The 12313-nt window shown below is 66.9% G+C and carries 8 protein-coding genes and 2 rRNA genes; all 10 read left to right on the top strand.

Translation table 11 applies throughout. The features are described 5' to 3' along the window. Positions 1-37: 37 nt before the first annotated feature. The 10 genes from QE392_RS06470 (at position 38) to QE392_RS06515 (ending at position 12312) form a co-directional block, all read left to right on the top strand. Positions 38-3152: ribosomal RNA gene (locus QE392_RS06470) — 23S ribosomal RNA — on the top strand. Between the two features lie 100 nt (positions 3153-3252). Continuing rightward, positions 3253-3369, top strand: a 5S ribosomal RNA gene (gene rrf, locus QE392_RS06475). Between the two features lie 1117 nt (positions 3370-4486). After that, positions 4487-5296 carry a hypothetical protein gene (locus QE392_RS06480; protein WP_307449671.1) on the top strand — a complete coding sequence of 270 codons (810 nt, stop codon included), beginning with the start codon at positions 4487-4489 and terminating at the stop codon, positions 5294-5296. Next, positions 5293-6330 carry an HAD-IIA family hydrolase gene (locus QE392_RS06485; protein WP_373426445.1) on the top strand — a complete coding sequence of 346 codons (1038 nt, stop codon included), beginning with the start codon at positions 5293-5295 and terminating at the stop codon, positions 6328-6330. The genes QE392_RS06480 and QE392_RS06485 overlap by 4 nt, the downstream gene beginning before the upstream one ends. Positions 6331-6348: 18 nt before the next feature. After that, positions 6349-6519: a hypothetical protein gene (locus QE392_RS06490; protein WP_307449673.1), complete on the top strand. Its 171-nt coding sequence runs from the start codon at positions 6349-6351 to the stop codon at positions 6517-6519. After that, positions 6516-7316, top strand: coding sequence for a TlyA family RNA methyltransferase (locus QE392_RS06495; protein ID WP_307449676.1), 801 nt, complete (start codon positions 6516-6518; stop codon positions 7314-7316). The genes QE392_RS06490 and QE392_RS06495 overlap by 4 nt, the downstream gene beginning before the upstream one ends. After that, entirely contained in the window at positions 7313-8233 is a 921-nt protein-coding gene (locus QE392_RS06500) for an NAD kinase (RefSeq protein WP_307449679.1), read from the top strand. Before QE392_RS06495 ends, QE392_RS06500 begins: the two co-directional genes overlap by 4 nt. After that, positions 8230-9927, top strand: a complete 1698-nt coding sequence (recN, locus tag QE392_RS06505; RefSeq protein ID WP_307449682.1) for a DNA repair protein RecN — start codon at positions 8230-8232, stop codon at positions 9925-9927. The genes QE392_RS06500 and recN overlap by 4 nt, the downstream gene beginning before the upstream one ends. 107 nt (positions 9928-10034) lie before the next feature. Then, positions 10035-11732 carry a CTP synthase gene (locus tag QE392_RS06510; RefSeq protein WP_307454052.1) on the top strand — a complete coding sequence of 566 codons (1698 nt, stop codon included), beginning with the start codon at positions 10035-10037 and terminating at the stop codon, positions 11730-11732. Position 11733: 1 nt separating this feature from the next. Continuing rightward, positions 11734-12312, top strand: coding sequence for an NUDIX domain-containing protein (locus tag QE392_RS06515; protein ID WP_307449685.1), 579 nt, complete (start codon positions 11734-11736; stop codon positions 12310-12312). The last annotated feature ends 1 nt before the right edge of the window (position 12313 follow it).

Raw genomic sequence — 12313 nt, forward strand, 5'->3', positions numbered from 1 at the left:
ATCATTAGTCAATTTTTTGACGATTCAACTCATGTGATTTCAAGTCTTTAAGAGCAAACGGTGGATGCCTTGGCATCTGGAGCCGAAGAAGGACGTAGCAATCTGCGATAAGCCTCGGGGAACTGATAAGCGAGTTTTGATCCGAGGGTGTCCGAATGGGGAAACCCCGCCAGGGCGCGTGCGTACCTGGTGACTCCCGCCTGAATATATAGGGCGGGTAGAGGGAACGTGGGGAAGTGAAACATCTCAGTACCCACAGGAAGAGAAAGCAACAGCGATTCCGTGAGTAGTGGCGAGCGAAACCGGATCAGGCTAAACCTCATGCGTGTGATACCCGGCAGGGGTTGCGTGTGGGGGGTTGTGGGACTTTTCGGATTGTTCTGCCGGACAGTCGACGTGACAAGAGGGTATAGACGAACGGTTTTGAATGGCCGGTCATAGAGGGTGCGAACCCCGTAGTCGAAATGCTTGTTCTTGGCGTGAAGAGTATCCCAAGTAGCACGGGGCCCGAGAAATCCCGTGTGAATCTGTCAGGACCACCTGATAAGCCTAAATACTCCCAGATGACCGATAGCGGACAAGTACCGTGAGGGAAAGGTGAAAAGTACCCCGGGAGGGGAGTGAAATAGTACCTGAAACCGTTTGCTTACAAACCGTTGGAGCCTCCTTTGTAGGGGTGACAGCGTGCCTTTTGAAGAATGAGCCTGCGAGTTAGCGATACGTGGCGAGGTTAACCCGTGTGGGGTAGCCGTAGCGAAAGCGAGTCTGAATAGGGCGATTTCAGTCGCGTGTCCTAGACCCGAAGCGAAGTGATCTATCCATGGCCAGGTTGAAGCGACGGTAAGACGTCGTGGAGGACCGAACCCACTTAGGTTGAAAACTGAGGGGATGAGCTGTGGATAGGGGTGAAAGGCCAATCAAACTTCGTGATAGCTGGTTCTCTCCGAAATGCATTTAGGTGCAGCGTTGCGTGTTTCTTGCCGGAGGTAGAGCTACTGGATGGCCGATGGGCCCTACAAGGTTACTGACGTCAGCCAAACTCCGAATGCCGGTAAGTGAGAGCGCAGCAGTGAGACTGTGGGGGATAAGCTTCATAGTCGAGAGGGAAACAACCCAGACCACCAACTAAGGTCCCTAAGCGCGTGCTAAGTGGGAAAGGATGTGGAGTTGCTTTGACAACCAGGAGGTTGGCTTAGAAGCAGCCACCCTTGAAAGAGTGCGTAATAGCTCACTGGTCAAGTGATTCCGCGCCGACAATGTAACGGGGCTCAAGCACGCCACCGAAGTTGTGGCATTGACATTTTTGGTAGGCCTTCGTGGTCCAGCCGTGTTGATGGGTAGGAGAGCGTCGTGTGGCGAGTGAAGCGGCGGGGTGACCCAGCCGTGGACGCTACACGAGTGAGAATGCAGGCATGAGTAGCGAAAGACGTGTGAGAAACACGTCCTCCGAAAGACCAAGGGTTCCAGGGTCAAGCTAATCTTCCCTGGGTAAGTCGGGACCTAAGGCGAGGCCGACAGGCGTAGTCGATGGACAACGGGTTGATATTCCCGTACCGGCGAAGAACCGCCCCAGTCAATCCAGTGGTGCTAAGAGTCCTAGCTCGGAATGTTCCGGATCCCTTCGGGGTGATGGTCGTCCGTGTGAACGCTCGACCCCATGCTGGTGCGGCTAGCGTATTAACAGGTGTGACGCAGGAAGGTAGCCCAAGCCAGGCGATGGTTGTCCTGGTGCAAGTGCGTAGGCCGACTCTTAGGCAAATCCGGGAGTCATGCAGGCTGAGACACGATGCGGATAAAAAGTGGGTGATCCTATGCTGCCGAGAAAAGCATCGACGCGAGGTTCTAGCTGCCCGTACCCCAAACCGACTCAGGTGGTCAGGTAGAGAATACCAAGGAGATCGAGAGAATCGTGGTTAAGGAACTCGGCAAAATGCCCCCGTAACTTCGGGAGAAGGGGGGCCATCCACTTATTAGGACTTAGCTCCGAAAGGGTGTGGTGGCCGCAGAGACTAGTGGGTAGCGACTGTTTACTAAAAACACAGGTCCGTGCCAAGTCGCAAGACGATGTATACGGACTGACGCCTGCCCGGTGCTGGAAGGTTAAGAGGACCGGTTAGCCGCAAGGCGAAGCTGAGAATTTAAGCCCCAGTAAACGGCGGTGGTAACTATAACCATCCTAAGGTAGCGAAATTCCTTGTCGGGTAAGTTCCGACCTGCACGAATGGCGTAACGACTTCCCAACTGTCTCAACCGCGAACTCGGCGAAATTGCATTACGAGTAAAGATGCTCGTTACGCGCAGCAGGACGGAAAGACCCCGTGACCTTTACTACAGCTTGGTATTGGTGTTCGGTGTGGCTTGTGTAGGATAGGTGGGAGACGGTGAAGCATTCACGCCAGTGAGTGTGGAGTCATTGTTGAAATACCACTCTGGTCACTCTGGATATCTAACTTCGGACCGTGATCCGGTTCAGGGACAGTGCCTGGTGGGTAGTTTAACTGGGGCGGTTGCCTCCCAAAATGTAACGGAGGCGCCCAAAGGTTCCCTCAACCTGGTTGGCAATCAGGTGGCGAGTGTAAGTGCACAAGGGAGCTTGACTGTGAGACTGACAGGTCGAGCAGGGACGAAAGTCGGGACTAGTGATCCGGCAGTGGCTTGTGGAAGCGCTGTCGCTCAACGGATAAAAGGTACCTCGGGGATAACAGGCTGATCTTGCCCAAGAGTCCATATCGACGGCATGGTTTGGCACCTCGATGTCGGCTCGTCGCATCCTGGGGCTGGAGTAGGTCCCAAGGGTTGGGCTGTTCGCCCATTAAAGCGGTACGCGAGCTGGGTTTAGAACGTCGTGAGACAGTTCGGTCCCTATCCGCTGCGCGCGTAGGAAGTTTGAGAGGATCTGACCCTAGTACGAGAGGACCGGGTTGGACGAACCTCTGGTGTGTCAGTTGTTCCGCCAGGAGCACCGCTGATTAGCTACGTTCGGGATGGATAACCGCTGAAAGCATCTAAGCGGGAAGCCGGCCTCAAGATGAGACTTCCATACCCCTTGTGGGTGAGAGGCTCCCAGCCAGACTACTGGGTTGATAGGCCGGATGTGGAAGCGCAGTAATGCGTGAAGCTGACCGGTACTAATAAGCCGATGACTTGATAACACACCGTTTTTGGTGCTTGCGTCCACTGAGTGGTTCTCGATGTACGGTCGAGAACACAACAATGAATATCGTTGTTGGTTTACGAACACATCAATAGTGTTTCGGCGGCCATAGCGAGAGGGAAACGCCCGGTCACATTCCGAACCCGGAAGCTAAGCCTCTCAGCGCCGATGGTACTGCAGGGGGGACCCTGTGGGAGAGTAGGACACCGCCGGACTTCCTTTACCGAAATGGCCACCCAACGCTGGGTGGCCATTTCGCATATACAGGCACTTATCCCGGGAAGGACAGTCATGTCGACCGACGACGTGAACGATCGCAGGAGCAATGAGGGGCGCTCGGGCGACCGCGCGTCCGGTCGGGGGCAGTCTTCCCGGGGCGACGGATCTGCGCCCCGCGGTGACCGTTCACCGCGAGGAGGGGCAGACCGTCCCGCCCGTCGCGACAACGATGCGCGTCCGCCGCGTTCGGGCGATCGCCCGTTCCGCCGGGACAATGATGCACGTCCGCCGCGCGACGGTGACCGCCCCTATCGGCGGGACAACGATTCCCGTCCGCCCCGTGATGGCGACCGGCCGTACCGTCGGGACAATGATTCCCGTCCGTCGCGTGATGGCGACCGGCCGTACCGTCGGGACAATGACCCGCGTCCGCCGCGCGACGGCGACCGGCCGTACCGTCGCGACAGTGACGCGCGCCCGCCCCGTACGGGTGACCGCCCGTACCGCCGGAACAACGATTCCCGTCCGTCGCGTGATGGTGACCGGCCGTACCGTCGGGACGCCGATGCGCGTCCGCCGCGCGACGGTGAGCGCCCGTACCGCCGGGACAGTGACTCGCGTCCGCCGCGTGACGGTGACCGGCCGTACCGTCGCGACAGTGACGCGCGTCCGCCCCGTACGGGTGACCGGCCGTACCGTCGGGACAATGACTCACGTCCGCCGCGTGGCGGCGACCGGCCGTACCGTCGGGACAATGACTCACGTCCGCCGCGTGACGGCGAGCGCCCCTACCGTCGGGACAACGACTCGCGCCCGCCGCGTGACGGCGAGCGCCCCTACCGTCGGGACAACGACTCGCGTCCCCGCCGCGACGGTGACCAGCGCAGCTTCGGGAACGAACGTCGTCCCTCGGGCGACCGCCGGCCCGGTGCCGGCGCGCCCCGCCGCTACGACCGCGAAGACGCACGAGCAACGCGTCCGCCGCAGGATCGTCGCGAGCGCGGACCGGAGATCCCGGAAGACGTCACCGCGTGGGACCTGCCCGGAGCCGCTCGCAACGAGCTGAAGACCCTGAGCAAGGACAATGCCGAGAACGTCGCGCGGCACCTCGCCATGGCGGCACGCCTCATCGACGATGACCCCGAGGCCGCGCACCAGCATGCACTTGCGGCATCCCGAAGCGCTGGTCGGGTCGGCGTCGTCCGCGAGACCGTCGCGATCACCGCGTACGCCGTGGGCGACTTCGCCCTCGCGCTGCGCGAGTTGCGCACGCACCGCCGCATCACCGGCTCCGACGAGCAGCTGCCGCTGATCGTCGACAGCGAGCGCGGCGTGGGCAGGCCCGACCGGGCTCTCGAGGAGGGCCGGGCGGTCGACCGCTCCACTCTCACCGTGCCCGTGCGCGTGCAGCTGGCCATCGCCATGTCGGGTGCGCGGCTCGACCTCGGTCAGACCGAGCGAGCCCTGCAGGAGCTCGAGATCCCCGAGGCCGACCCGGACCGCGCGTTCGAGTGGAGCCCGGCTCTGTTCGCCGCGCGCGCGGCAGTACTGGAAGAGCTGGGCCGCCACGAGGAAGCCTCCGAGTGGGAGCGCCGGGCGCAGATCGCCGCAGACGCCCTCGACGCCGCCTCGGGAGTCGCCGACCGCGAAGTCATCGTGGTCGAGGAGATCGACCTCATCGACGACGACGGCGGTGTGGACGTGGCATCCGGTGTCATCCCCGTGGACGACACGATCGACGACGACGACCAGGACGAAGACGACGCAGACGACGTCGTCGTGGAGGCGGCGGAGGCGGTCGCCGTGGACGAGGACGCCTCGGCGGAGGACGCGCCCGCGAGCGGCCCCGATACCGACGACTCGTCGGCCGAGCGCGAAAGCGCTGACGAGGCGCACGACGCCACGGCCGAGGACGAGCGGTGATCTTCGGGCGGAGCAAGCCGGAGGCGACCCCGCTCGACGGGATCGACGTGGTGCTCGCCGACCTCGACGGCGTCGTGTACGCCGGTCCGGGCGCACTGCCGCATGCCGTCGACAGCCTGAACCGCGCCCAGACCGAAGGGAAGCGCCTCGGGTACATCACCAACAACGCCTCCCGGACGGACGCCTCGGTCGCACAGCACCTCTCGTCGCTGGGGCTCCGTGTGGAGCCGTCCGACGTCACCACGAGCCCCCAGGCGGCGATGCGCCTGATGAAGGATCTCGTGCCGGCGGGGTCGACCCTGCTCGTCGTCGGCGGAGAGGGTCTCGTCGTCGAGGTCGAGAAGGCCGGCTTCGTCGTGACTCGCAGCGCCGACCACGCACCCGCCGCGGTCGTCCAGGGCTTCTCCCCAGAGGTCGGCTGGGCCCAGCTCGCCGAGGCGGCCTACGCGCTCGCGACGCCCGTCGAGGACGGCGGCATCCCGTGGGTCGCGACGAACACCGACTGGACGATCCCGCAGGCCCGCGGGATCGCGCCGGGGAACGGCACGCTCGTCTCCGCCGTGCACACCGCCGTCGGGCGCCTCGCGACGATCGCCGGCAAGCCCGAGCGGCCCATCTTCGACGAGGCCGTCGCCCGCACGGGCGCCCAGGCACCCCTCTTCATCGGCGACCGTCTCGACACCGACATCCAGGGCGCTCGCGCGGCGGAGATGCCCTCGGTGCTGGTGTTGACCGGCATCGATCGTCCGAAGCAGGTGCTGGCGGCCATCCCGTCGCAGCGGCCGGATTTCATCGTCGAAGATCTGCGTCAGCTCTTCGAGCCCTACCCCGCAACGGTCGTGAAGGGGGATCGCACCCGCGTGGGCGACGCGATCGTCGAGATCGACGGTGTCGACCTGCGCATCGTGTCGGAGGGTGGCCGTCAGATCGATCTGCTGCGCGCCGGCGCTGCGGCCATCTGGAACTCGGGCCGGGCGATCTTCGGTTTCCGTGTTCCGGAGCGCCTGTACGCCGACCCGTTCCGCGTCCGCTGACGTCGTAGCATGGCATCCATGTCGGACAGCGCCGCAGAGGATGCCACGCCCGAGCTGATCGACCGGGTGCGCGTGATCGAAGCGCAACCGCTCGCCGCCCGCGCGGACGCGTACGCCGCCGTCCACGACGAGCTCGCCCGGCGGCTGGCGTCGGCGCCGACCGACGCGGCGACCGCCTCGCGCCCGTGAGCGCCCGCCTCGACGCGGAGCTCGCCGCCCGCGGTCTCGCGCGGAGCCGCTCGCACGCCAGCCAGCTCATCGCGGCGGGTCTCGTGAGCATCGACGGTCGAGCGGTGGTCAAACCGTCCGTGCAGGTGGATGAGTCCAGCACGATCGAGGTGGCCGGAGCCGACCACTACGTCAGCCGTGGCGCGCACAAGCTGCTGGCGGCCCTGGATGACTTCCCCCTCGAGGTCGAGGGGCGGGTGGCGCTCGACCTCGGCGCCTCGACGGGCGGATTCACGCAGGTGCTACGCGAACGGGGAGCGCGCCCGGTCCTCGCCGTCGACGTGGGGCACGGACAGTTGTCCACCGTCGTGGCATCCGATCCCGACGTGGTGTCGGTGGAGGGGTATAACGTGCGGTTCATGACCGCCGACTCCCTGGCTGCCGCGACGGGCATCGCCGAGCGCCCGCGGGTCGTGACGGGCGACCTGTCGTTCATCTCCCTGACCCACGTGCTGCCCGCGGTGATCGACACCGCGACGCCGGACGCCGACGTCGTGCTGCTCATCAAGCCGCAGTTCGAGGTCGGTCGCACCGCGGTGAAGGGCGGCCTGGTCACCGACCCGGCTCTGCGCTCCGACGCCGTGCACGGGGTGCTGTGGGCCGCGTGGGACGTGGGCCTGCGCACCGCCGGACTGATCGCGTCGCCGATCGTGGGAACCCACGGCAACCAGGAGTACGTCGCGTGGTTCTCGGCCGTCCACGGCAGCGACCCCTCAGAATGGGAGAGCACCGTGACCCGACTGACCGGAAGCCGATGACCCCCAGCGATCGCCGAATCCTCCTCGTCGTCCACGCGCGCCGTGACGACACCGTCCAGGCCGCCGAGCGCATTCTCACCGCCGTGCACGCAGCCGGTGCGGTGGCTGTCGTCTCCGCAGACGACAGGCCGGAACTCGCCGAGCGATTGTCGCTCGCGGGCGTCGAGACCCTCGGCGTCGACGTGAGCGTCGACGATGTGGAGCTCGCGATCGTCCTCGGCGGTGACGGCACCATCCTGCGCGCCGCCGAGATGGTGCGGGGGAGCACGGCGCCGATCCTGGGCATCAACATGGGACACGTGGGCTTCCTCGCCGAGATCGAGCGCGACGACATGGACGACGCCGTCCGCCGCGTCATCGCCCGGGACTACACCGTCGAGGAGCGCCTCGCCCTCGCGGTGAAAGTCCAGGATGCCGACGACCGTGTCATCTACGAGACCTGGGCGTTGAACGAGGCCACCGTCGAGAAAGCCAGCCGAGAGCGGATGCTCGAGGTCGTCATGGCGGTCGACGGGCGCCCCCTGTCGTCGTTCGGGTGCGACGGCGTCGTCATCGCGACCCCGACGGGGTCCACCGCCTACAACTTCTCCGCCGGCGGACCGGTCGTCTGGCCCACGGTGGAGGCGATCGCCGTCGTCCCGCTGTCGGCGCATGCGCTGTTCGCGCGCCCCCTGGTCGTCGGGCCGGATGCGAGCGTCGCCGTCGAGGTGCTCGAGCGCACGAGCGGCAGCGGCATCCTGTGGTGCGACGGTCGGCGCTCGCACGAGCTGCCGCCGGGGGCGCGCGTGGTCGTGCGGCGCTCCTCGCGTCCGGTGCGGCTCGCCCGTCTGCATCCCGCCGTCTTCACCGATCGCTTGGTCCGCAAGTTCCGCCTGCCCGTCACGGGTTGGCGCGGGATGCCGGGGGGTGCGGCGTGATCGAGGAGATGCGCTTGCGCGATCTCGGCGTCATCGCCGACGCCACCCTCCCCATCGGCCGCGGGTTCACCGCGATCACGGGGGAGACCGGCGCCGGTAAGACCATGGTCGTCACCGGCCTCGGACTGCTGCTCGGCCAACGCGCCGACTCCGGCGCGGTGCGCTCGGGCGCAGCGCAAGCCGCGGTCGAGGGCGTCTGGCTCGTGCCCGAGGACGGCCCGGTGGCGGCGCGCGTCCGCGAAGCGGGGGGAGACGTCGAACCGGTGGGCGGCGGTACCGCCGAGCTCTACCTCGGGCGGACGGTCTCGAGCGAAGGGCGCGGTCGCGCCACCGTCGGCGGTCGCACCGCTCCGGCCGGAGTGCTCGCCGATCTCGCCGACGACCTCGTCGTCGTGCACGGGCAGTCCGACCAACTCCGGTTGAAGTCGTCATCGGCTCAGCGCGACGCCCTCGATCGTTTCGGCGGAGAGCCGGTCGCCGCGGCGCGGGCGGCGTACCGCTCGGCCTGGGACGACTGGCGGGCTCTGGATGCCGAGCTGTCGACGCTGACGCATGACCGCACGGACCGCGCGCGCGAGGCCGAGCAGCTGCGCGCGGCGATCGCCGAGATCGAGGCCGTCGCCCCGGTCGCGGGGGAGGACGAGGAGCTCGCCCGGCGCGCGGAGCGACTCGCGAACGCCGAAGAGCTGCGGCTCGCCGCCGTCACCGCCCACGCGGCGCTGTCGAGCGACGACGGCACGCCCGACGTCGTGACGCTGCTGGCGGAGGCGCGGCGGGCCCTGGAGCGCATCGCGAGCAGCGACGCCGCGCTGGCGGTGATCGGCGAGCAGGTGGCCGACCTCGGATACCGCGCGACGGATGCCGCGGTCGCGCTGTCGGGTTACCTCGCCGATCTCGACGAGTCGGGTCCGCACGAGCTGGCGGCGGTCGACGAGCGCCGCGGCGTGCTGGCCGGGCTCGTGCGCTCCCACGGTTCCGTGGATGCCGCGATCGCGTTGCTGCAGACGGGATCGGCGCGACTGGTCGAACTCGACGACGACGACGACCGACTCGACCGGCTCCAGACGCAGCGCGACGCCGCCGCCGTCGAGCTCGACGCGCGCGCGGAGGCGCTCACCGCCGCGCGCCGGGAGGCCGCCGCGCGGCTGGGTGCCGCGGTGACCGAGGAGCTGCACGCCCTCGCCTTGCCCGACGCGCGCCTGACGGTCGAGGTGGCCGCTGCCGCCCCCGCCGGGCACGGCCGCGACGAGGTCTCGATCCTGCTGGCGCCGCATCCCGGCGCCGACCCGCGCCCGGTGTCGCGCGGGGCCTCGGGCGGAGAGCTGAGCCGCGTGATGCTGGCGATCGAGGTGGTCATCGCCGGCGTCGATCCGGTGCCCACGTTCGTGTTCGACGAAGTCGATGCGGGAATCGGCGGGGCCGCGGCGATCGAGGTCGGTCGGCGCCTGGCGCGACTCGCGGAGTCGTCTCAGGTCATCGCCGTGACGCACCTCGCGCAGGTCGCCGCCTTCGCCGGCAACCATCTGACCGTGGTGAAGGGCAATGACGGCGCGGTCACGGCATCCAGTGTCCGCCGGCTCGACGGCGCGGAGCGCGAAGCCGAGATGGCGCGACTGCTCTCGGGCCTGAGCGACTCGGACGCCGCGCTCACCCACGCGCGCGAACTGCTCGAGACGGGCCGCGCCACGGGGTGACCCCTCGGCCGACCCGCAATCGTCACGAAGCGGTGACGCGGATGTCGGAGGGCGGTGCCAGACTGCGAGACGACCGACCGACGCGACTGATAGGATCGAAGCCCGTGATGCAGACTTCGGACGCGGGACATTCAGACGGTACGACCTTCACGACGAAGCACATCTTCGTGACCGGAGGAGTCGTCTCCTCCCTCGGAAAAGGCCTGACGGCAGCGAGCCTCGGCAACCTTCTCACCGCCCGCGGACTCCGCGTGGTCATGCAGAAGCTCGACCCGTATCTCAACGTCGACCCGGGAACGATGAACCCGTTCCAGCACGGTGAGGTCTTCGTGACCGATGACGGTGCCGAGACCGACCTCGACATCGGCCACTACGAGCGCTTCCTCGACATCGAGCTCAGCCAGGCGGCCAACGTCACCACCGGCCAGATCTACTCGCAGGTCATCGCGCGCGAGCGACGGGGCGAATACCTCGGCGACACCGTCCAGGTGATCCCGCACATCACCGACGAGATCAAGCGCCGCATGCGCCTGCAGGCGAGCGAGAGCCCCCAGCCCGACGTCATCATCACCGAGATCGGCGGCACGGTCGGCGACATCGAGTCGCAGCCCTTCATCGAGTCCGCGCGCCAGATCCGTCACGAGCTGGGCCGCAAGAACGTCTTCTTCGTGCACGTCTCGCTCGTGCCGTTCATGGGCGCCTCGGGTGAGCAGAAGACCAAGCCCACGCAGCACTCCGTCGCGACGCTCCGCTCGATCGGCATCCAGCCCGACGCGCTCGTGCTGCGCAGCGACCGCCCCGTCACCGAGTCGAACAAGCGCAAGATCGCCCTCATGTGCGACGTCGACGAAGACGCGGTGGTCAACGCCATCGACGTGCCGAGCATCTACGACATCCCCACGATGCTGCACGACCAGGGTCTCGACGCCTACATCGTCGACGCGCTCGACATCGCCAAGGCGGCGGACGTCGACTGGACGCGCTGGAACCGCGTGCTGCAGGCGGTTCACAACCCCAAGCACGAGGTGACCATCGGGCTCGTCGGGAAGTACATCGACCTGCCCGACGCCTACCTCTCCGTGACCGAGGCGATCAAGGCCGGCGGGTTCGGGCAGGAGACCCAGGTGAAGATCACCTGGATCCCCTCCGACCTGTGCGAGACGCCCGAGGGTGCGGCCAAGGCGCTCGGTGCGGTCGACGGCATCATCGTGCCGGGTGGCTTCGGCATCCGGGGCATCGAGGGCAAGCTGGGCGCGCTGCGCTTCTCGCGGGAGCAGGGCATCCCCACGCTCGGCATCTGCCTGGGCCTGCAGTGCATGGTCATCGAGTACGCCCGCACGGTGGCCGGTCTCGAAGGTGCCTCGTCGAGCGAGTTCGACCCCGACACGGCGCACCCGGTCGTGGCGACGATGGCCGAGCAGGTCGACATCCTCGAGAGCGGCGACCTCGGCGGCACCATGCGCCTGGGCCTGTATCCCGCCGACCTCGCCGAGGGATCGCTCGCGGCCGAGGTGTACGGGGCGAACCGCATCTCCGAGCGCCACCGTCACCGTTACGAGGTCAACAACGCCTACCGCCAGCAGCTGAGCGACGCGGGGCTGGTGTTCTCGGGCCTGAACCCCGATCTGGACCTCGTCGAGTTCGTCGAGCTTCCCCGCGACGTGCACCCGTACTACATCGCCACACAGGCGCACCCCGAGCTGCGCTCCCGGCCGACCGAACCCCACCCGCTGTTCCGCGGACTGGTGGCGGCGGCGCTGGACCGTCACCGCTCGAGCGAGCTGTTCGACGTCGAGGAGGACTGACGTGGAGGAGCTGCGCGACGAGCCCGTCGAGCTCGAGATCCTCTCGAGCGAGCTGGTGTACGAGGGTGCGGTGTGGGACGTACGCAGCGACACGGTCCGCTACGGCGCGACCGAGATGACCCGCCAGTACGTCGAGCACCCGGGCGCCGCGGCGGTCGTCGCGATCGACGACGACGAACGCGTCGTGCTCATCCAGCAGTACCGGCACCCGATCAAGGAGCGCGACTGGGAGATCCCGGCCGGCCTGCTCGACGTCGTCGGTGAACCGCCCCTCGAGACGGCGAAGCGGGAGTTGACCGAAGAGGCCGACCTCGAGGCCGACCACTGGCAGCACCTCGTCTCGATGCACACCACCCCCGGGGGCAACGACGAGGTCGTGCACCTCTTCCTCGCGCGCGGGCTGCATTCGGTCGAGACCGACTACGAGCGCGAGCACGAGGAGTCCGACATGCGCCTGGAGCGGGTGCCGCTCGCCGACGTCATCGACGGAGTGCTGTCGGGGCGCCTGCGCAACGGCATCCTGGCCACCGGCGCGCTCGCCGCCGCCGAGGTGCTGCGCCGCGAGGCAGCCGCCCGCTGAC

The sequence above is a fragment of the Microbacterium proteolyticum genome (genome assembly GCF_030818075.1).
GTDB classification, from domain to species: Bacteria; Actinomycetota; Actinomycetes; order Actinomycetales; family Microbacteriaceae; genus Microbacterium; species Microbacterium proteolyticum_A.